Source organism: Nitrospirillum iridis, assembly GCF_014205765.1.
Taxonomy (GTDB): domain Bacteria; phylum Pseudomonadota; class Alphaproteobacteria; order Azospirillales; family Azospirillaceae; genus Nitrospirillum; species Nitrospirillum iridis.
Genome location: NZ_JACIIZ010000007.1, coordinates 173273 through 194813, shown reverse-complemented (window position 1 = coordinate 194813; position 21541 = coordinate 173273). Strand labels below are relative to the sequence as shown.

The window sequence follows — 21541 nt, the reverse complement described above, 5'->3', positions numbered from 1 at the left end:
GGCTGTCGCCGTCCTCAGGCCTCCACCACCCGCAGCAGCGGCCAGCGGTCCAGCCAGCGTTTGTCGCGCACCCGCTGGCGCACAATGTCCAGCCTCACCCCCCGGAAGGGGGGCGTGGGCCGGATGACGCGGCCGAACAGGTCGTCCAGACCATAAGGCGCCAGGATCTCCAGCTCATCCGCCGCCGTCAGGCGCACGGCGACAGCCGTGGCCGTTTCCGGCCAATGGCGCAGGGCATCGGCGGCGGACGCATAAGGCGCATCGCCGTTGCGACCGCTCATCCGCGCCTGGTTTTTCACCGACCAGCGGACGCCGGGCTCCAATGCCGCCAGCCGATCGGTCAGGTCGCGGTCCAAGGCGACCGATTGCCTGGCATCATCGAACCACACCACATCCACGTCGCTGTCGGGCCAGACGGCATCAGCGGACGGGGGCGCGGGGTACTGGCTGTGCAGGTGGCACCAGACGGCGTTGCGCACGAAACCCGCCCCGATCCAGCAGTCCGGCAAGTCCAGGGTCCGGACATGCCGCAAAAGACACAGGCGCGCGCCATCGCGGCGGATCAGGACCTCCAACCGTTCCTTATGGGTCTGCGGGCTCATGCGTCCCCGGTGCTGCGTTGATAAAAGAATGGGGCCCGCCAGCGAACCGGCGAGCCCCTGAAAGATATAGAACTTTACTTATATACCTGTGGCGCAAAAGGTCACACCACCGGAATGGACGCGCCTTTTTTAGAACTTCTTGCGCAGCGACACGAAGACGGCGGTGGGGGCGCCGGCCTGCAGGGTCTGGAAGGTGCCCGTGGGATCGCTGACCGTGTAGCCGTTGGTGCCGATGGATGAGACGTAGTGGCGGTCGAACAGGTTGGTGACATTGCCCTGGATTTCCAGGTCACGCTGCCAGCCGCCGCCCTGGAAGCGGTAGCCCAGGCTAAGGTCGACGGTCATGTAGCCGGGGACCTTGCCGTCGTCGATAAAGGTGTAATACCGCTCGCTCATGTAATTGCTGGAGATGGCGCCGAAGAGCTCACCATTATCGAACGACAGTTCCGCCTTCACCATGTTCTGAGGGCTATCCACGGTGATCTTCCCCTTGGTGGCGGCATAGAGCGTGCCATCGCCGTTCAGGGTGTTATCGTCATAGGTGGATTTGTTGTACGAATAGGAACCGTACAGCGACCAGTTCTTCACGAACTTCCAAGTGCCGGCCAGCTCGATGCCTTTGGAGGTGACTCCGCCGACGTTGGACAGGGCCGACGGGTTGCCCTGGATGCCAGAACCGACCGTGGTGGCCAGCAGGCGGTCATGGAAGCTGACATAGTAGGCGGCGGCCACCGCCTCGAACGTGTCGACATGGGCGCGGTAGCCCAGCTCGAAGGCGTCGGAGGTCTCAGGCTTCAGCTTGTTCTTGATGGCGTTGAAGCCGGCCTGGGTGGTGGAGAAGGGCCCGTCGGTGTGGGAGCTGACGAAGGCGCGGGCGTTCTGGGCGTAGTCGCCGAACACTTCGCTGCTGTCGTTCAGGACATAGTTGAAGCCGATCTGCGGCAGGAAGCCCTTCGACGTGTCGATCGAGCCATTGATGGCATCGCCGATGATCGTGCTGCTTTGGTTCTCGACCTTCATGGACTTGAAGCCGTAGTTGAGCTTCAGGTTATCCAGCACCTGCCAGGTGTCCTGCAGGTGGAAGACGTAGGTCTTGGTGTTAAAGGCGTACTGCCACTGGGTGTAGAAGGGGTTTTCCTGGAATTCGTCCGCGGTGCGGCCGGCCGAATTCGCGCCCAGGCCATAGTAACGACGGGCCTGGTCGAAATCGTTGTTCTCAAACCACAGGCCGCCCTCGATGGTGTGGTCGGCCAGGGTGTAGGTCAGGCTGTCCACCGTGCCGATGCGCGACACGGTGTATTCCGTGGTGCGCATGGAGATGGGGGAGCCACCGTAGGCCGCGGGCGTCGGCACGTAGGGCGTATCCCAAGTCCCCATGCCCTTGTCGTGGTGGCCATAGACCATGGCCTTCAACGACAGGCGGTCGTTGATCGGGTATTCAAGCTGGGTCGCGCCCAGGATGTCCTCACGGTTGCCGGCGCCGTCATAGTAGACGTCGTCCACGGTGCCGTAGGGGGCCGGGATGGCCTTGCCCGTCTGGTAGGCGGTGGCGATGGACTTGGCCAGGGTGTAGTTGTCCGAGATGTTGTCCAGCTTGTAGCCGAACTTGCCGATCAGGGCCAAGGACAGGTCCTGGTAGTCGTTCTCATGCCGGTCGGAATAGTTGACGAAGGTGGTCAGCGTGCCCTCGCCCACCGGCTGCACGAACTTGCCGTTGGCCTGCTGCTGCCACTGCTCGCCCTGGCCCTTCCACTTGTTGCCATGCTGATAGTCATAGCTGATGTAGCCCGTGCCGCCGCCGGGCACGACGCCGGTGTCAAGCCGGCCGTAGGTGCGCACCGTGGCATTGCTGCCGTAGGAAACCGCCGCCTCACCGCCGGCCTCGGTCGCCGGCGCACGCGAGGTGAACTTCAGCGTGCCGCCCAGGTTGGAGGTGGAGGCCGTATCCAGCGCGCCGGTGCCCTGGGCCATCTGGGTCACGCCCAGGTTTTCCGAGGAGATGGCGCGGCTGATGTGCAGGCCGTTGTCGTTGGCGTAGCTCATGTCGCCCAGCGGCACGCCATCCAGCGTGAAGCCCAACTGGTTCTGGTTGAAGCCACGCACGGAGATGCGCACCGCCCATTCATAGGCGCCATAGGGATCGGCGGCCTGGTAGTTCACGCCCGGCAGCTTGGCGATCACCTTGATCGGACTGGCGCCGGGAACGGCGATTTGCATGTCCATGGGCGTGATCGCCTGGACCTGGCGGGTTTCACCGCGGCCGTACACGACGATCTCCTGCATGTCGCCAGCGGCGTCCGCGGCGGCATCGGGCGCCGTCTGCGCCATGGCGCCGGCCGACATCAGGATAAGCAGCGACACACCAGCCAACAGCCGATTCTTCAACATCGAATTTCCCCCTTCGATTTATTTAAAATCTTCCCCGTCAGGCAAATATACGGAAGAGATAACCCGTATCGGTGCGCCGGACGCAAAGTGCATGCTGCATAGCAACAGGATATGACTATTTGACGACAGAGCGATGACCGATCTGTTTACTGGTCACCGTGTGACATTTTTGTCCGTACCCCAGTCATCGCGCGTCATACCTGCCGGGGCCGCTCGACACCGGGCGTGGTCGTGGCCGCCACCCGCCAGCGGCTGAGCGTGCGGGCCTGGTAGGGCTTGGCATCGATGGTCACGGCCACCAAGTCGGCGGTCGCCGCCTGATGGGTCAGGGTCAGCAGGACGTAGCCCTTGGCCTGGTGGTCGTTCAGCAGGACCTCGGGATTCTGCGTCTTCATGATGTCGCCGAGCTGGGGCAGGTGCAGCTCCTCGCCGGGCGACGGGCTGGTGATGGAACTGGCGCCAAACTCCGCCGCCACCCGGGTGCTGCCCCCCGCATCGTATAATTCGTTCACCCAGAAGGCGTGGCTATCACCCGACAGCACGACGGTATTGCCAGCCCGACCCTCCACCGCCGCCGCCTTGATGGCGTCATAGACCCGCTCCCGCGCCGCCGGGTAGCCGTCCCAGCCGTCGAGATCGAAGGGGATGTCGAAGCTGGCCAATTGAACGATCTGCGCCAGGCTGGCCCGCGCCGCCTCGGGCAGGGCGCCCAGCCAACGGGCCACGCCATCGGCGCCCAGCGCCTTTTCGAACTTGGGCGCCGCCGTCCGGGCCATCACCACCTCGTTGCCCAGCACCTGCCAAGGCGTGCCGGCGGCCACCGAGGCCTTGAGGGTGGCGGCCAGCCACTGTTCCTGCCGCACCCCCATCATCTGCCGTTCCGGGTTGGCGCCGTAGGCGCGGATGGCCTCCTCGTCCGGGCCCAGGACGTAGGGAGCCGGCGGCGAACCGCCGGCCTTCACCGCCGCCATCACCTGGGCCGCCACGGCGGGGTCGGCCACCTTGCGCCGGCCCTTGTCCGCCGCGACCTCATAAACGGCCATGGGCAGGTCGCCCGGCACGCTCCATTCCAGCTGGCGGGACCGGGCCTGCAGGCGGGTCTCCACCATGACCAGGGTGGCGAGGTCGCCGAACTGGAAGGCGCGCTGAATCTCCTCCGCCGCCTGGCCGGGGCGCGGCTCACGGATGGGCATCCACTCATAATAGGCCTGCACGGCCGCGGCTTCCCGGGTCAGGAAGGCGCCCTGGCCGTCATGGTGATTCTCCGCCCCGCCGGCCCAGGTGTCGTTGCACACCTCATGATCGTCCCAGACACAAATCCAGGGGGCGCGGGCGTGGGCGGCCTGCAGGTCGGCATCACGCCGGTATTGGGCATAGCGCAGGCGATAGTCGGCCAGGGTGACGATGTCGTGCGCCGGTTCCGGGATGCGGCCCAGGCGCCGGCCGTTTTCCATGCCGTAATCGTCGTCCTTGGCGCCGTATTCGTAGATGTAGTCGCCCAGCTCAACCACGACATCCAACCGGTCCAGCTGGGCCAGATGGTCGTAGGCGTTGAAATAGCCGTTGGGGTAGAGGGCGCAGGTGACGGCGGCCATGACCACGCTGTCCGTGGGGCCCCGCGGCAGGGTGCGGGTGCGCCCCACGGGCGAGGTCACAGTGCCGTGGGTGAAGCGGTACCAATAGTCCTGGCCGGGCTTCAACCCGTCCACATCGACCTTGGCGGTGAAGTCACGGGCGGCGGTGGCATCCACCGTGCCGCGTCGCACCGGCCGCTGGAAGGCGGCATCGGCCGCCACCTCCCACGCCAGGCGCAGGCTGGGGACGGCGGCCTCGGGTGTTACCCGGGTCCAGAGCACGACGCGGTCGGCCAGGGGGTCGCCGCTGGCCACACCGTGACGGAAGGCGACGGCGGCGGCGCCCGTCGCCGCGCCGGCGTGGCGCATGCCCAAGGCCAGGGGCGCGGTGGCCCCCAACAGCAACAGCGACAGGGCCCGGCGGCGGCTCACCATGCTCATAAGGCGATCATCCAGCAGTGATTGCGAAAGCCGTCCGTTACGCCATCCACTTGAAGACACGGCGACATATTGATTACCGATTCATGACCGCCCGGCCGATGGCGGGCAAAGCTGGCGCCGTGATGCCGGCTGGGGCACCTTAGGCACCAGGGGCCTGACGCCCCGGGGGAAGGGCAATGCGTATCGTTCTGTTCAAGGGCCAGTCGCAGTACGGCTCGCTTCGGCTGCACATCGACCAGCTGGCCACGGCCTTCGCGGCGCTGGGGCACGAGGCCATCGTCGTGGATCTGGCGGCCACCGACGGCGTGGCGCGGCTGAACGCCGCACTGGCCCGGCCCGTCCAGTTCTTCTACGCCCTGAACAGCATGGGGGTGGACCTACGCGCGGGCGAAGGATCGCTGTACGACGCCGCCGACAGCCTGTTCATCACCCTGCATGTCGACCACCCGGTGCATTTGTGGGAGCGGCTGGAAACCAGGATGGATCGCCGTTTCATCGTCAGCTTCCTGGATGAAACCCATGTGGCGCTGGTGCGGGACGGCTTCCCGGCCGGGCATTTCGCGGCGCTGTCGCTGATGCCGCCCGGCGCCAACACCAGCATCCCCCCCGCCATGCCGGACGAGGCCGCGCTGTTCCACGACTGGGCGGAACGACGCGACATTCCGCTGCTGTTCACCGGCACCTATCGCGGCGCCCCCGACCGGCGCTGGCGGGGGGCCGAGCGCAACTTCGTCACCACCCTGTTCGATGATGCCGCCGACCTGGCGCTCAGCCATGACACCCTGGCCCTTGAGGACGCCATCGACCAGGTTCTGGCCGCCCGGGACGTCAGCCTGCCCCCCGCCAGCCGCATCCAGCTGATCCGCAAGTCACGGGAGGTCTACCAGTATGTCGAGGCCTACCGCCGGCACCGTCTGCTGGAAACGCTGAACGCCGCCGGCGTGCGGCTGGTGGTCTACGGCAAAGGGTGGGAAGGGCGCCCCTTCCCCGCCTTCGACTGGCGGGGCGAAGGCAGTTTCGAGGAAACGCTGGGCCTGCTGCGCCGCACGCGCCTGGTGCTGAACAGCAACAACAACTTCGTCTCCGGCGGGCATGAGCGGGTGTTCGCGGCCCAGATCAATGGTGCGGCCGTGGTGTCCGACACCAGCCGCTATTACGACCGGCATTATGCCGACGGGCGCGACATGCTGTTCTATCGCTGGGGCGCCCTGGACACCCTGCCCGACCGCATCACGACCGCCCTGGCGGATCCAGCCACCCTGGGGACCGTGGCACGGGCCGGATTCCGACAGGCCGCGATCCACCACACCTGGGACGTCCGGGCCCGTCACATCCTGGGCCTGTTCGAGGCCGGCAACATCCTGACCCGCTGACCCCGCACGCCCGCCCCCCTGCGTCATAGTGGCGCAGCGGATCGGAAAGACTTTGCGCCTCATTCTCAATAATCGTGGCCCCATCGCCCAAACCATGGCCATGAATTCGGTGCTGTACGGGCATTGCGCCGATGGCATGGCAAGTGTTTCCGCGCCGCCCGGCGGCAAACGACCCTGAAACTAACGAAATCTTTAATCTATAACGAGGCCGTTAACTCCCGCCCCCACATGTTTATTTCTTCTCGTGTAATCACTCTGTAATAATCCATAAACCAAAATTTAACGTGCACCCCCACAGCGCCAAACCTAGTGAAGCGCCACGTTTTTCATGGGGGAGCCGGAAAATGTTTAGTAAAATCAAAAAAAATCATCGCCTTTTGCGCCACGCTCTACTGACAGGCAGTGCCGTGGGTATGGTCTGGGCCGGCAGCGGCGCCTGGGCGGCTGACGCCAGCCCGGCCAACACCCCGGATGCGCCGGCACCGGATACGTCCAACGGCGCTGGCGGCCGGTCTACCGCCGGCACCGGGTCGGAAGGCGTGGATGTCGAGACCATCCTGATCGAGGCGGAGAAGAACCGCGCGGCGGCGGAAGCGCCGGTCAAGGCGTCGCTGGACCAAAGCCAGCCGAAATCCATCATCAGCCGCCGGTACATCGAGCAGGCGACACCGGAGACAGGTGACATCACCACCACGGTGCTGATCGCCCCCAGCATCGGCGGCATCGCGTCCAATGGCGGCGGCGTGGGCGAGACCAACAAGGTCACCCTGCGCGGCTTCGCCGATGGCCAGTTCAACATCACCTATGACGGCATGGCGTTCGGCGACACCAACGACCCGACGCACCATCCGGCCTCGTACTTCCCCGCATCGACCATCGGGTCCGCCGTGGTGGACCGTGGCCCCGGGGCGGCGGGGGACCTGGGCCAGGCCAATTTCGGCGGCGCCATCCACTATTTCTCGCCCACGGTGGACGACACCTTCGGGCTGTCGCAGAAGGTCACCTTCGGCTCGTTCAACACCCACAACTTCGTGTCGACCCTCCAGACCGGCAAGCTGGACGACCTGGGCGGGGCCAAGGTCCTGCTGAACTTCGATGAGCGCCAGTCGGATGGCGAGCTGAGCTTTTCCAGCGGCGAAGCGCAGAACCAGCTGATCAAGATCCAGCTGCCCATCAGCGAGACGTGGCAGGCCACGCTGTTCGCCACCCACAACCGCACCCACTTCTACCAGTCCGACGCCGGCCCTGGCGAAACCTGGGCCCAAGTCCTGGCCTACGGCAAGGATTTCGCCCTGAACGACAATCCGAAGGACGAGCATTACTACAAATATAACCAGCAGCGTAAATCCACGGACTTCGACTATATCAACCTGAAGGGCGACCTGGGCGACGGCTACAGCATCGACAACGACGCCTACACCAACTTCTATTCCAACCAGACGGAATCGGTGAACGACGTCACCGGCCTGGTGGGTGCCACCAACACATCGGCCCCCGGCAATAAGACGTTGCCCAAGACCGACATCGGCGGCTACAGCAAAGGTAACCGTTACCGCGTCTTCGGCGACATCCTGCGTGGCAACAAGGACTGGTCCTTCGGTACCCTGAAGGTGGGTGGGCTGGCCGAGACTTCCAGCACCGACCGGCACAACCTGCTGCAGGACCTGACGCAGGGCATCGACGACCTGAAATATTCCAGCCTGACCAAACCGACGGTGGCCAACGTCTCCAACGTCAAGACGCTGGAGAACAGCTCCTGGTTCCAGTACCAGGTGTTCGCCGATTTCGAACTGCGGCCCATCGACCGGCTGACCATCACGCCCGGTGTCAAGTACGTCAACTTCGACCGCACGGTTGACGCCGCCATGGAGAACAGCGGCGTATCCGGCTTCACCCGCGGGCCGCTGCACGGCGACAACGTCTATGACAAGACGCTGAAGTTCCTGACCGCCAATTACAAGATCACGCCAGAACTGGCGGTGTACGCCCAGTACGCCACCGGCTTCCTGATCCCCTCCCTGTCCACCCTGTATGTCAACAATCTGAACCTGAACGCGCTGAAGCCGCAGGAGACCACCAACTACCAGCTGGGCACGGTGTGGAGCCGCGACAACGTCACGGTCGACGCCGACATCTACCGCATCGACGTCACCAACCTGTCGGTGGCCGATCCCACCGGCCAATATTACGTCAACGCCGGCAACGCCCGGTACAGCGGCGTGGAGGGCCAGGCGGCCTACAGCTTCGACAACGGCGTGACCTTCTTCGCCAATGCCTCCATCAACGCCGCCAAGGACTTGACGGCCCACCAGGGCCTGACCAAGGTGCCAAAATGGACGGACGCCATCGGCATGCTGTTCAACCAGGGCCCCTGGCAATTCACCCTCAGCCGCAAGCAGGTGGGCCGCCAGGTGGTGTCCTACAACGGCGGCACCGCCACCACCACCGCCGATGGCACCTTCCTGACCCCGGGCCAGGCCTGGGAAATCCCGGCCTACACCACCACCGACGTCTCCCTGTCGTATGATTTCGGTCTGGTGCGGCTGAAGCTGGCGGCGTTCAATCTGGCCAACGACCGGGCCATCACCTCCTACGGCGGCGGCCTCTACACCTTCCAGGCCGGGCGCCAAATCCAGGGCACCATCCAGGTCAAATACTGAACGTAGCGCCAACCGGAGGGGGATGGCCCCTCGCCGTCCCCTCCCTTCCCTTTTCCAGGATGCATCGCCATGTCCCGCCGCCTTCGCCTGCTGGCCCTTGCCGGCGCCTGCCTGCTCGGTTCCGCGACCGGCATCGCCCACGCCGCCCCGGCGGCCGACGACCCGGTCGTCTTCCATTTCGCCACCGTGGGCGACAGCCGGCAGGACCCGGACGACCCGCGCCTGACCATCCATGACGCGCCCTTCCTGCAGGCGACCCGGCAGCTGGCCCGCATCAACCGCGAGGTGGAAGCCGCCCACGCCCAGGCCTTCCTTTTCCTGGGTGACATGGTCATGGGCTACACCCAGGACCGCGCGCTGCTGGACCGCGAATACGCCTACTGGCGGGGCATGATGGCGCCGCTGATGGAGGCCGGCACCTACGTCCTGCCCGTGGCCGGCAATCATGAGACGGAAAGCAAGGTCAAGCAGCCGGACGGCAAGACGCTGAAGCTGGCCAACCCCGCCAACGAGGGCGCCTGGCGGGCCAATGTGGGCGATCTGGTGCTGGACACCGCCCTATGGCAGCGCCTGACCGGCGTGCCCGCCACCCACTGGTCGGTGGACAACCCCCCCGCCCCCGGCACCGACCGCATCACCAGCGACCAGCGCCAGCTGACCTACAGCTTCGACGCCGGCCCCGTGCATATCGCCGTCATCAACACCGACCCCAGCGGCGCCGACGGCACGGCGCCCGTGGCCTGGCTGGAGGCCGATTTCGCGGCGGCCGAGGCGCGCGGCGCCACCCATATCTTCGTTTTCGGCCACAAGATGGCCTACGGCTACGATTTCCCCGTGGCCAAGGACGGCAAGGTGGAAAAGGTCGAGAAGGAAACCGGCCTGGACGCCGGCGATGTGGCCCTGCGCGACGCCTTCTGGCAGTCCATCGAGCGCCATCACGCCACGTATTTTTGCGGCCATGAGCACATCTTCCACGCCTGGCAACCCACCAAGGACGCCGGCGGCCATGCCTGGCAGGTGATCATCGGGTCCGGTGGATCGCCCCTGGCCGCGGTCAAGGCCGGCGGCACGCAGGCGGTGGACCGGATGTACGCCTGGGCGGAGGTCTGGGCCTATCGCAGCGGCCGCACCCACGTGGTCATCCACGGCTTCGACGACGGCGACAGCCCCAGCCGCACCCTTCAGGAATGGGACATCCCAGCCGGGCGCTGACCTGCCGATCTAGGTCGCACGAAGGCGGCGCAGGGCGGCGGCCATGGCCGCCAGCGCGCCTTCAGGGGGCGCCAGCACACCTTCAGGGTCGCCGTAATCCTCCAGCGCGACCAGCCGCTGGGCGGGAAACCAGGGCCGGACCCTTGTCCCCAGCGTCGTCCAATCGCGCGATGCGAAGCGCCAGCAGGGCGTACCCACCGCCCCGGCCAACTCCCCCACCGAGGTGGCGGGGCTGATCACCAGGTCGCAGGCCGCCGTCAGCGCCGCCGCCGTTTCCAGGTCGTCGCGCAGGTCGGCGTCCTGGAAGCGGTGCAGGATGAGCCCGGTATCGCGTTTCAGGGCCGCGATCTCCTCCTCCGCCGGCTGGTAGTGCAGGCTGACCGCCATCACGCCCGGCAAACCCAGCACGGAGCGCCACTGATCCAGGGTGGAATAGGCCCGCGACCGCTCGGCGCCGAGCTGGCCTGAACGCCAGGCGATGCCCACGATCAGGGCCGGCCCCGGCACCAAAGCCGCCAGCCGGTCCCGCCAACGGGCCACGCGCGCCGGATCGGGCAGGACATAGCCTGGTCCCGACCCAATCCGGCCGGCGGCAAATCCGGCCAGGGTGGGCGCCAGGTGGCCGGCCAGATCCCCGGCTGCGATCACCATGTCGGCCCCCGCCGCCTCCAGTCCGGATGATCCCTGCCGCCCGGGGGGCATGGGCAGGATGCGCAGACTGGGGAAACTGCGTTCAAACAGCGACGCCAGACGGGGATCGCATTCGATGGAAACGGCGGTGGCCCCCTCCGCCGCCGCCCGCGCCGCCAGGGCGGGATAGAGGCTGGCGAACAGCAGTTCATCACCCAGGCCCTGTTCGCGCCATACCCGCAGGCTTCGGCCGCGCAGGTTCTCCCCCCGCCAGGCCGGGCGATCGAATCGGGGAACCGCCTGCTTGCCCGCCGCCGCGAAACGCCAGGCGTACCCTTGCCAGCCCCGGGCCAGGGTGCCGGCTGTCAGGTCGACGAGCCCCCGGTTGAAGTGGGCGGTGGCCAGGGTGGGGTCGAGATCGACCGCCCGGCTGTAGCTGTCCACGGCCGCGGGCAGCAACCCCAGATCACCCAGGCAACGGCCCCGATTGTTCCAAACCGTCGCCTGGTCGGGTGCCAGGGCCACGGCCCGATCCAGCCATGGGAGCGCGGCCAGCGGGTCGCCGGCCAGACGCAAGGCCTCGCCCATGCCGCACAGCGCGTCGATGACCGCGGGTTCCGGGGCCGCCAGCACGGCGGCGGCGTTGTAGACACCGCCCAGCGCCCGGCGGAAAGCCGCCTTGGCCGCCGCCGGCTGGTCCAGAGCCAACAGGGCCGTGCCCAGATTGGATGCCGCCGCGGCCAGATCGGGGGCCAATTCCAATGCGCGCCGCTGACACGCCACCGCGGCGTCCGCCCGCCCTTGGGCCAGCAAGGCGTTGCCCAGGTTGGTCAGCACGTCGGGGCGGTCCGGCTCGGTGGCCAGCACCTGGCGATAGCAGCCCTCCGCCTCCGCCGGCCGGCCCAGGGACTGCAACGTGTTGCCCAGGTTGCACTGGGCCGCGGCGTAGTCGGGCGCCAGGGCCACGGCCCGTCGCAGGAAGGGCAAACCCGCCTCCGCCCGGCCCAGCTGCGTCAGCGCCAACCCCAGGAGGTGCAACGCGACCGGCTGATCCGCCTGGATATCCAGCACCGCGCGGTAAAGGGGCAGCGCGCCCGCCGCATCGCCCGTCTGATGACGCGCCACGGCGTCGGCCAGCACCGCCTCCGACCGGGAGGGTGCGGCCGGAGGCGGTGGCAGCACGGGGATGGTAGAGACGGGGGCGGTTGATACCGGCAAATCACGCAGCCGGCACAGTTCCTGGAGCACGGGAAGCACCGTATCGTCAGCGAAGCCACCCCAAGGGACCGGGACCACGCGCATGGCGCTGAACCAGGGGCGCACCACCGCCGTTCCCAGCATGGACCAATCCATGCGGGTGCCCACGCGCCAGACCGGCACGCCCAAGGCGCCCGCCATCTCCCCCACCGACGTCGGGGCGGTGATGACCAGGTCCAGGCAGGACATCAGGGCGCCCACCGCTTCCAAATCCCGGCGCAGGTCCGTATCCGCCCAGCGATGCAGGGGGATGCCCAACGCTGTCTCCACGGCCCGCACCTCATCCTCGACCTCGCCATATTGCAGGATCACCGGAATGATGCCGGGCAGTCGCAACAGCGGCCGCCAATCGACCAGCCGGGTGTAGGCCTTGTCACGGCCAAGGTCGCGCACCAAGCTCTGCCAGCACAGGCCCACGCGCAAGCCCGGGCCCAGCGCATTGATGCGCGCGCGCCAGAAGGCCAGGCGCGCCGGCTCGGCCGTGAGATAGGGCTGGCCGGTGAAGTCGGCCAGGCGGCCGCGCAACAACTGGGGCAAGCTGCCGGCGGGGATGTGCAGGTCGGCGCCCACCGCCTGCGCCGTGGTGAAGTCGGGCACCACCATCACGCGAGTGTCGCCGGCGGGAACGAAAGCCCGGGTGAAATAGCCCGTCAGCCGGGAATCGCACTCCAGGACGAAAGACGCCTGGGAATGGGCGGCGATCAGGTCACGGTAGAGGCTGGAGAACAGCAGTTCATCGCCCAGGCCCTGTTCGCGCCAGACCAGCAGGCGCCGCCGCCCCAGCGCCTCCCCGCGCCAAAGCGGCAGGGAAAAGCGGCGGTCCGGTAGCGCCTGGCCGGCCGCGAAGCGCGCCTGCTGCCCGGCCCAGCCAGCCTCCAGGTGCCCTTCCGCCAGGTCCAGCAAGGAGAGGTTGAACCGCGCCGCCGCGAAATCGGGCCGGGCCGCCAGCGCCCGCTGGAACGCCGCGCGAGCACCGGCGCATCCTATGGGGCCCCCATGGTTCAACCAGGCCATGCCCAGATTGTTGGCGGCCTCGGCATAGTTCGGATCAAGGGCGAGAGCACGTTCATGCTGTTCCCGGGCCTCGTCCGACTTGTCTTGCGCCACCAGCGCCAGGCCCAGGTTGGTCAGCGTGAAGGGACTTTCCTCAAGGGCGACGGCGGCCCGGGCCACGGCCAGCGCACCGGCGGTATCGCCCGAGTTGGCTAGGGCGTGCATCTTTTCGACCATGGCCTTGACGTAGCCGGGACGAAGCGCCAGTGCCCGGTCGGCGGCGTCCAAAGCCGCACGCCGGTCGTTCAACTGGTTGTGGACGCCGGCCAAGTTGCCCCATGCCTCCGCATAATCCGGCTGCAGGTCGATGGCCCGGGTGAAGGCGGCGATGGCGCCCTGGATATCCGCCCTGGTCAGCAGCGCGCTGCCCAGACTGTTGTACGCCTGGGCGAAGGCGGGATCGACCGCCACAGCCCGGCGCAGCAGAGCGATCCCGTCATCCAGCCGGTCCTCCTGGACCGTCACCAGGCCCAACAGATGCAAGGCATCGGCATCATCCGGTCGCTGCTCCAGCACCTGGCGGTATGAGGCCGCCGCCGCCGCCATGTCACCGGCGCGGTGAGCCGCCATTCCGGCCTCCAGCATCGCCGTGACATCGGCGACCGCCACCTTCGCGACGAGCAAGTCAGCCAGGGCGGCGCGCATCGGTTCCACCACCGTCGACAACGGACGGTCTTCCGACAGCCACAGCCGCTGGGCCGGAAACCAGGGACGGGTGCCCGTCCCCAGGTTGGACCAATTGGGCCGGTGCTGGAACCGCCAGGTGGGCACGCCCAGCGCCGCCGACATCTCCCCCACCGCCGTGCCGGCGGAGATGACCAGATCGAGGCCCGCCATGAGCGCGGCGACGTCGTCCTGGTCGTCGCGCAGGTCCAAATCGTCCCAGAGGTGCAGCACCACGCCGGTGGCCGCGGACAGGGCCGCGATTTCCGCCGCGGTGTCGCCCGCCCGGGCATCATATTGCAGCACGACGAAATGGACGCCGGGCACGGACAGAAGCGGGGCCAGTTGGGCCAGGCTGAGGTAAAGGCCCTCGCGCGCCAGGGTGCGCAGGCCGCTGCGCCAGCACAGGCCCACCCTCAGGCCGGGCCCCAGGGCCGCCAGGCGATCGCGCCATAGTGCCACCCGGTCCGCGTCCGGCCGCAGCCAGGGGGCACCGTCCACCGGAAAGTCCGCCAGCCGACGACGCAGCAGCGCCGGCAGCCCCCCCAAGGGCACATGGACATCGGCATCACGCGGCGTGTCGGTGCGCCCCCGCACCTCCACCGCCATGCCCGCCGGTGCCAGGGGGGCAAGAGCACGCGCGACCAGGCCCGCCAAGCGCGCGTCCAGCTCCACCACCAGGCGCCGGCAGGACCGGGCGCCCAGCCACCGCACCAGATCCGGCAGGCAACTGGCGAACAGGATTTCGTCGCCCAATCCCTGTTCCGCCCAGACCAGCAGGGCCCGCCCCCGCAGGTCCTCGCCGGTCCAGGCCGGTAGCGCCAGGTCGCCTCGGGGGGGAATGTCGGCCGTACCGAAACGCGCGGGATAGTCGCGCCAGCCGGTGGCGAGATCCCCCGCCTCCAGCGCCGCCAGCGCCTGGTTCCAGCGCGCTGTCGCCCAGCCGGGTCGCAACGTCAGGGCTTTGGCGTATTGCGCGCGGGCCTCCGCCGGCCGGCGCAAGTCCGACATCGCCAGACCCAGGTTCAGATGCGCGTCGGCGTTATCCGGTTGGCACGCCAGCACCGCGCGCAAATGGGGGACGGCCAGATCGGGCCGGCGGAGCAACATGTGAAGATTGGCCAGGCCGACATGCGCCGCCGCTTCTTCCGGCGCCAGTCGTAGAGCGTGGTCAAACGCCGCCCGCGCCGCGTCCGGCTGTTCCAGCGCCATCAGGGCCACGCCCAGGTTCACCCACCCACCAACCCAGGCGGGATCGGCCACCGTGGCGCGGCGCTGGGCCTCGGCCGCGCCCGCCTTATCCCCCAGCGCCGCCAGCACCAGCCCGCGATTGGCATGAAGGATGGCCCGATCCGGGGCCAGGTGCAGGGCCCGGTCATGGCAGCGCAGGGCGTCACCGCCCTGGCCCTGGCCCAACAGGGCCAGGCCCAAACCTGACAGCGCATCGACATTGTCTGGGCCGGCCGCCAGCATCTGGCGATAGCGGTCCGCCGCCTCCGCCCAGCGCTCCTGTCGCCGCAACAGGCCGGCCAGCGCCGCCAGCGCGCCGCCGTGCCCGGCGTCAGCCGCACGGCCCAGGCGATTCACCGCCCCATCCACATCCCCCTGGTCGCGGGCAGCAAGGCCGTCCAGGAACAACTGCTCTGGCGTGCGGGAAACGGCCCCGTCACGGGCCCAGGCCGGTGATATCGGCTGGCTGAGATCCGCCAGCCGCCGCGCCAGGTGCGGTAGCACGGCGCCGACGACGCAACCTTGCGGCGGGAAGAAGGCGCATTGCGACGGGAACCACGGCCGGGTGCCGCTGCCCAGGCGCGTCCATTCGGCGGTGGTGCCCAGGCGCCAGCACGGCACCCCCAGCGCCCCCGCCAGTTCAGACACGGCGGTGCCGGCGGTGACGACCAGATCCAGGCCGGCCATGAGGGCGGCGACGGCGTCCAGGTCATCACGCAAATCAAGGTCGGGCCAGCGATGGATGCGCACGCCGAGGCGGCCCTCGATCGCCGCGATTTCCGCTTCGGCCGCCTGTTGATCATACTGCAGGGTGATGAACCGGATGCCGGGCAGCCGCAGTAGGGGCGCCCACTCGTCCAGCGGCGGGTATAGCGCCCGCCGTCCTTCCGCCATCAGGCCACTGCGCCAGCACAGGCCCACCTTGAGGCCGCCACCCAGCGAGGCCAGACGACCCGCCCAGTGGTCGGCCAATACCGGATCGGCGGTGAGGTAGGCGGGCGGCGTGGTGCGGAAGTGGCCCAGCGTGGGCCGCAGCAGGCCAGGCAGGTCGCCCGCATCCACGGCCGCGTCCGCCATGGGGGCGGAATGGCCATCGGGGGTCAGGCCACCCGGTGCGACCATCGCGCCGGGGAAGGCATGGGCGAACAGCCGGGCCAGGCGCGGGTCGCAGTCGATCACCACCCGCCCCGCGCCGCTGGAACTGATCAGATCAGGATAGAGGCTGGCGAACAGCAATTCATCGCCCAGGCCCTGCTCACGCCGCACCAGCAGGGTGCGGCCCGCCAGATCATCCCCCCGCCAGATCGGGGCCGGTAACGGCGGCATCTCGCGGGCCCGTGCCGCGATGCGATGCCCATATCCCCGCCAGCCCGCCGCCAATTCCCCCCGTGCCAACTGGGCCAGCCCGATGTTGAAACGGGCCAGGGGCTGGTCCGGATCCCGGGCCAGGGCTGCGGCGAACCAGGGCTCCGCCTCCGCCAGGCGGCCCTGCGCCACCAGCGCCGTACCGACATTGCCATGGGCGTGCGCCAAATCCGGCGCCAGCGCCACCGCTCGCCGCGCCAGCTCCTCGCCCTGGACCTCTTCCCCCCGCGCCGTCATCACGCCCGCCAGGTTCACCAGCGTCTCCGCCCGGTCTGGCTCCAGGCCCAAGGCCCGCCTCAACGCCTCCTCGGCGCCGGGCAGGTCCCCCTGCTCCCGCAGCGCGACGCCCAGGTTGGACGCCGCCGCCACCAGGCTGGGGTCATGGGTCAAGGCCAGACGGTAAGCCCGCTCGGCCGCCTGGGGCCGGCCGAGATGCAGCAGGACGTTGCCCAGGTTGTTGGCCGGCATCGCCGACTGTTCCGGCGGCAGCAGCGACAACGCCTGTTCAAGGGCGTCCACGGCGCCATCGCCGTCACCCAGATGGAAACGAGCCAGCCCCAGAAGGTGCAGGGCCTGGGCGCGAATGGCCCGCGGTTGGCCGGTCGGCCGCGCCAGCGCCGCGAACGCGGCGGCGGCCTCGGCGGTATGGCCGGCGGCCATCAGGTCATACGCCTCGGCCAGCGTGGGCGGCGCCAGCGCGGAAAGCGCGACGGCGGGTATAGGGGTGGGGGTGGGGGTGGGGTGGGCGGCGATCGAACTCGTTTTGATGTCGCAATCAACTAGTGAAACCAAAGCGGCGCGCGTCGCCTCCAAGGCCTCGGGAATGGGGCCGGCGAAGATGCGCATGGCGGGATACCACGGGCGTACGAATGTGCCCAACATGGACCAGTCCGCCCCCAGTTCGACACGCCAGGTCGGCACCCCCAGGGCGCCGGCCAATTCCCCGACCGAGGTCGGGGCGCTGATGACCAGGTCCAGGGCGGATAGCAGGGCGGCGACACCCTCGATATCGTCGCGTTGATCCAGGTTGGCGAAACGATGCGGTACCGGCATCCCCTGGGCCGCGGCGGCGGCCCGCTCCGCCGTGACGTCGTTGTATTGCAGATCGATCCAGACGATGCCGGGCACGTCCAACAGCGGCGCCCAACCCACGAGTTCCAGATAGTTGGCATCGCGATGCAGGCCGCGCATGCCGGACGTCCAGCAGATTCCTACTTTCAGGCCGGGCCCCAAATCCGCCAGACGGCGGCGCCAGTCGGCCACGGCGGCGGTATCGGCCGTGAACCATCCTCGATCCCGACCAGCGAAGACGGCGAGATGGCCGGCGAACAGGATTGGCAGGTCGCCGGCGGGCGCGTGCACGTCGAAGTCGTCCCCCCCCACCCCATCGGCCCGCACCTCCGCCCGGTCCAAGGCGTCGGATGGACCGCCTTCGGCCAAGGCTTGACGCAGGTAGCCCGTCATCAGCCCGACCAGACGCGGTTCGGTATCGATGACCACGCTGCCTCCGCCCTGCGCCAGGGCCGCGCGGATGGCGGGGACATAGAGGGCTGAGAACATGATCTCATCCCCCAGCCCTTGCTCCCGCCATAACAACAGGCGGCGGCCGCATAAGGCGTCACCCTGCCAACGGGAGCGGCCGACATGACGATTCGGCTTAACGATTCCGGCTTCGAAACGATAGGCGTAGTCCGCCCACCCCTCCTCCAGCTTGCCTTGGGCCAGCCTTACCAGGCTTCGATCCCAGTGAGCGATCGGGTTGCCGGGGGCGCGGTCCAGGACGCCAGTGAACGCGGCCTCCGCCCCCACCATGTCCCCCTGCCATTGGCGTGCCGTGCCCAGGTTCAGCAAGGCGCCAACGTGTCCCGGCTCCAGCGCCAGGGCCTTCCTGGCCATCACCTCCGCTTCTTCGGGCTCCCCCACCAGGCGCAAGAGGTCGCCGAGCCCGAGCAAGGTGTCCACCTGCCGCGGGTCGATGTCGAGCAGCGCCTTGTACGCCGCCATCATCAGGGCGCTGTCGTGCAACTGCCGCCCCGCCTGGGCCAACGACCTCCAGGCCGAAACCGACCGGGGGGCCAGACGCACCGCGCGCCGCAGGATCGGCAGGGCCTCATCGTCCGCCCCCTGTTCCACCAGCAGCAGTCCCAGATTTTCCAGGATACCGATATCGTCGGGCCGTCGGGCCAAGGCCCGTTCCAGCAGCGCCCGCCCCTCCGCCGTCCGGCCTTGCTGGTGGCAGGCCACGCCACACAGATTCAAGGCGTCCGTTTGACCGGCATCCAGCGCCAGGACGCGCCGGTACAGCGCCTCCGCCCCAGCCGGGTCGCCCGCGCGATGCCGATCCATGGCCTGGGCCAGCAAGGCGCCGATGGTTTGGCCCCCCGCGCCCCTGCCCGCCGCCCCCTTGCCGGTCCCGCCTTGGACCATGTCTTCACCTGTCAGGAACATTGTTCCGAGGACGAACCGCCGGCATCCGCCTTAACGGCGCGCGGGCCACCCGTGTAACCACACCATAAGGATAGCAGTTGTGGCGGGGTTACATAAATCACACAGATTGTTGATACTTGCAGCCGTGTTGGCGCTATACTCCCGGCGCGCGTCGGGCGGAGGCGCTTCGCCGACGTTGTACAATCGGACGGGAACGGCCGACGGAAATGGTCGGGTAAAGGCCGGAATAGGCGAAGCCCCCCCACGACGGCCGTTCAGCCCGGCTGGAACGCGCCTGTTTTGGCAGCGCCGGTGTGTAAGGATGTTATTGCAAGCCGGGGGGGAACGGTCCCGGCGGCGGTGGGAGCAGACATGACGTCGAAATTCCTCAAGTCGGCCCTGGCCGATTTCAACGGCGCCTCCATCCTGATCACCGGGGGCACCGGTTCCTTCGGCCGCCAGTTCGTCCGTTTCCTGCTGGATAACGCCAAACCCCGCCGGATCATCATCTTCTCCCGCGATGAGTTCAAACAGTACGAGATGCAGCAGCAGCTGGGCACGGCGCATGAGGGCGTGCTGCGCTTCTTCATCGGTGATGTGCGCGACCGGACCCGGCTGGAACTGGCGATGCGCGAGGTGGACTATTGCGTCCACGCCGCCGCGCTGAAGCATGTGCCCACCGCCGAATACAACCCCATCGAATGCATCCGCACCAACGTTTACGGTGCCGAAAACGTGGTGCACGCGGCCTTGGCCGCCGGCGTGCGCAAGGTCATCGCCCTGTCCACCGACAAGGCCGCCAGCCCCATCAACCTGTATGGCGCCAGCAAGCTGGCTTCCGACAAGATCTTCGTGGCGTCCAACAACCTGTCGGGGTCGGTCGGCACCCGCTTTTCCGTCGTGCGCTATGGCAACGTGGTGGGGTCGCGCGGCAGCGTCATCCCCCTGTTCCGCAAGCTGATCGGCGAGGGGGCGACGGAACTGCCCATCACCGATGACCGCATGACGCGCTTCTGGATCACCTTGCGGCACGGGGTGGAGTTCGTCGCGTCGTGCTTCGCCATGATGCAGGGCGGGGAAATCTACGTGCCCAAGATCCCCAGCATGCGGGTGGCCGACCTGGCGTCCTGCATGGCGCCCGGCCTGCCGCAGAGGGTCATCGGCATCCGTCCCGGCGAAAAATTGCACGAGGTCATGATCACGGAGGATGACAGCCGCCAGACCTTCGAGATGGACGACCGCTATGTCATCGAACCGGCCTTCAACTGGTGGCAGCGTCAAGCCTATGTGGATCTGGGCACCCAACCGGTGCCGGACGGCTTCAGTTATCGCAGCGACAGCAACACCGACTGGCTGACGTCCGAACGGCTGGCGGCCCTGCTGCAGAACCCGTGATGGCCGCCGACCCGCCGCAGTTCCCCAAGCCGGGGGCGACGCCATTCCTTCCCTATGGCCGCCAGGCCATCGACGAGGACGACATCGCCGCCGTCACCGCCGTCCTGCGCGGCGACTGGCTGACCCAGGGTCCCACCGTCACCCGGTTCGAGCAGGCCTTCGCCCAGGCGGTGGGCGCGCGGCAGGCGGTCGCCTGCGCCAATGGCACCGCCGCGCTGCACCTGGCCTGCATGGCGCTCGACCTCAGGCCTGGCGACGCCGTCGTGGTGCCCAGCGTCACCTTCCTGGCCACCGCCAACGCCGCCCGCTACTGCGGGGCGGAGGTGGCCTTCGCCGATGTCGATGCCGAAACCGGCCTGATGGGCCGCCCCCATGCCGAGGCCGCCATCGCCCGGGCCAAGGCGCGGGGATGGCGGGTGCGGGCCCTGGCGCCCGTGCACCTGGCCGGACAGGCGGCGGACATGGACGCCCTGGCCGATGCGGCGGCGGATCATGGGCTGGCCATCATCGAGGACGCCTGCCACGCCGTGGGCAGCCGCAGAGCCACGCGGGCCGGAGAGCTGGTTGCCATCGGCGCCTGCGACCGGTCGGCCATGGCCTGCTTCTCCTTCCATCCGGTCAAGACCATCGCGGCCGGCGAGGGCGGCATGGTCACGACCAACGACGACGGGCTGGCCCTGGCCCTGCGCCGCTTCGTCAGCCACGGCATGGTGCGCGACGCGGCGGCGTTCCAGGACAGGGACTCGGCCTTGGCCGCCAGCGGCGGTGCCAATCCCTGGTACTATGAGATGCCGGAGCCGGGGTACAACTACCGCCTGACCGACATCCATGCCGCCCTGGGCCTGAGCCAACTGGGCAAGCTCGATCGCTTCGCCCGCCGGCGGGCGGAAATGGTGGCGCGCTATGACGAGCGTCTGGCCCACCTGGCCCCCGCGATTCGCCCTGCGGGCCGCAGCGGCGGAGAGCCGGCCTGGCACCTGTATGTCGCGCTGATCGACTTCGCCGCGCTGGGCATGGACCGCGCCGCCGCCATGGCCCGGCTGCGCGACCTCGGCGTCGGCACCCAGGTGCACTATATCCCCGTGCACCGTCAGCCTTACTACCGGGCCCGCTATGGCGACCTGGACCTGCCGGGCGCTGATGGCTGGTACCGCGCCTGTCTTTCCCTGCCACTGTTTCCCGCCATGACGGATGGCGACGTCGACCGGGTGGTGGCCGCCCTGAAACGATTGACCGGGGCGTGAGGCGCCCCTCCCTTCGCCCAGCCCCCT

9 protein-coding genes are annotated in these 21541 nt (G+C 68.3%); 5 read left to right on the top strand and 4 right to left on the bottom strand.

Annotated elements, in window-relative coordinates:
* Positions 1 to 14: 14 nt before the first annotated feature.
* The 3 genes from FHS74_RS14125 to FHS74_RS14115 all read right to left on the bottom strand — a co-directional run bounded on the left by FHS74_RS14125 (position 15) and on the right by FHS74_RS14115 (position 5005).
* Positions 15 to 602 carry a nucleotidyltransferase family protein gene (locus FHS74_RS14125; protein ID WP_184801556.1) on the bottom strand — a complete coding sequence of 196 codons (588 nt, stop codon included), beginning with the start codon at positions 600 to 602 and terminating at the stop codon, positions 15 to 17.
* Positions 603 to 731: 129 nt separating this feature from the next.
* The gene (locus tag FHS74_RS14120) at positions 732 to 2990 is read right to left on the bottom strand and encodes a TonB-dependent receptor (RefSeq protein WP_184801554.1); all 2259 of its coding nucleotides are present in this window, start codon (positions 2988 to 2990) and stop codon (positions 732 to 734) included.
* Positions 2991 to 3184: 194 nt separating this feature from the next.
* Positions 3185 to 5005: an alkaline phosphatase D family protein gene (locus FHS74_RS14115; RefSeq protein ID WP_211106300.1), complete on the bottom strand. Its 1821-nt coding sequence runs from the start codon at positions 5003 to 5005 to the stop codon at positions 3185 to 3187.
* Positions 5006 to 5181: 176 nt separating this feature from the next.
* On the opposite strand from FHS74_RS14115, the gene FHS74_RS14110 reads away from it, so the two are divergent.
* The 3 genes from FHS74_RS14110 to FHS74_RS14100 all read left to right on the top strand — a co-directional run bounded on the left by FHS74_RS14110 (position 5182) and on the right by FHS74_RS14100 (position 10250).
* Positions 5182 to 6378 carry a glycosyltransferase family protein gene (locus tag FHS74_RS14110; protein WP_184801552.1) on the top strand — a complete coding sequence of 399 codons (1197 nt, stop codon included), beginning with the start codon at positions 5182 to 5184 and terminating at the stop codon, positions 6376 to 6378.
* 413 nt (positions 6379 to 6791) lie between these two features.
* Positions 6792 to 9038, top strand: coding sequence for a TonB-dependent receptor (locus FHS74_RS14105; RefSeq protein ID WP_246463143.1), 2247 nt, complete (start codon positions 6792 to 6794; stop codon positions 9036 to 9038).
* 69 nt (positions 9039 to 9107) lie between these two features.
* The gene (locus tag FHS74_RS14100) at positions 9108 to 10250 is read left to right on the top strand and encodes a metallophosphoesterase family protein (RefSeq protein ID WP_184801548.1); all 1143 of its coding nucleotides are present in this window, start codon (positions 9108 to 9110) and stop codon (positions 10248 to 10250) included.
* 9 nt (positions 10251 to 10259) lie between these two features.
* Here the strand turns inward: FHS74_RS14100 and FHS74_RS14095 are convergent, their stop codons facing one another.
* Complete coding sequence (locus FHS74_RS14095; RefSeq protein WP_184801546.1) at positions 10260 to 18875, bottom strand: tetratricopeptide repeat protein; 8616 nt, start codon at positions 18873 to 18875, stop codon at positions 10260 to 10262.
* 372 nt (positions 18876 to 19247) lie between these two features.
* Between FHS74_RS14095 and pseB the strand changes: the two genes are divergently transcribed.
* On the top strand, positions 19248 to 20270 hold the full coding sequence (gene pseB, locus FHS74_RS14090; protein ID WP_184801544.1) for a UDP-N-acetylglucosamine 4,6-dehydratase (inverting): 1023 nt from the start codon (positions 19248 to 19250) through the stop codon (positions 20268 to 20270).
* Positions 20270 to 21514: a UDP-4-amino-4,6-dideoxy-N-acetyl-beta-L-altrosamine transaminase gene (pseC, locus tag FHS74_RS14085; protein WP_184801542.1), complete on the top strand. Its 1245-nt coding sequence runs from the start codon at positions 20270 to 20272 to the stop codon at positions 21512 to 21514. Before pseB ends, pseC begins: the two co-directional genes overlap by 1 nt.
* The last annotated feature ends 27 nt before the right edge of the window (positions 21515 to 21541 follow it).

Coding starts and splice junctions, on each gene's coding strand:
- FHS74_RS14115 (WP_211106300.1), bottom strand. CDS start 5,005: ATGAGCATGGTGAGCCGCCGCCGGGCCCTGTCGCTGTTGCTGTTGGGG.
- FHS74_RS14095 (WP_184801546.1), bottom strand. CDS start 18,875: ATGGTCCAAGGCGGGACCGGCAAGGGGGCGGCGGGCAGGGGCGCGGGG.
- FHS74_RS14100 (WP_184801548.1), top strand. CDS start 9,108: ATGTCCCGCCGCCTTCGCCTGCTGGCCCTTGCCGGCGCCTGCCTGCTC.
- FHS74_RS14120 (WP_184801554.1), bottom strand. CDS start 2,990: ATGTTGAAGAATCGGCTGTTGGCTGGTGTGTCGCTGCTTATCCTGATG.
- pseC (WP_184801542.1), top strand. CDS start 20,270: ATGGCCGCCGACCCGCCGCAGTTCCCCAAGCCGGGGGCGACGCCATTC.
- pseB (WP_184801544.1), top strand. CDS start 19,248: ATGACGTCGAAATTCCTCAAGTCGGCCCTGGCCGATTTCAACGGCGCC.
- FHS74_RS14125 (WP_184801556.1), bottom strand. CDS start 602: ATGAGCCCGCAGACCCATAAGGAACGGTTGGAGGTCCTGATCCGCCGC.
- FHS74_RS14105 (WP_246463143.1), top strand. CDS start 6,792: ATGGTCTGGGCCGGCAGCGGCGCCTGGGCGGCTGACGCCAGCCCGGCC.
- FHS74_RS14110 (WP_184801552.1), top strand. CDS start 5,182: ATGCGTATCGTTCTGTTCAAGGGCCAGTCGCAGTACGGCTCGCTTCGG.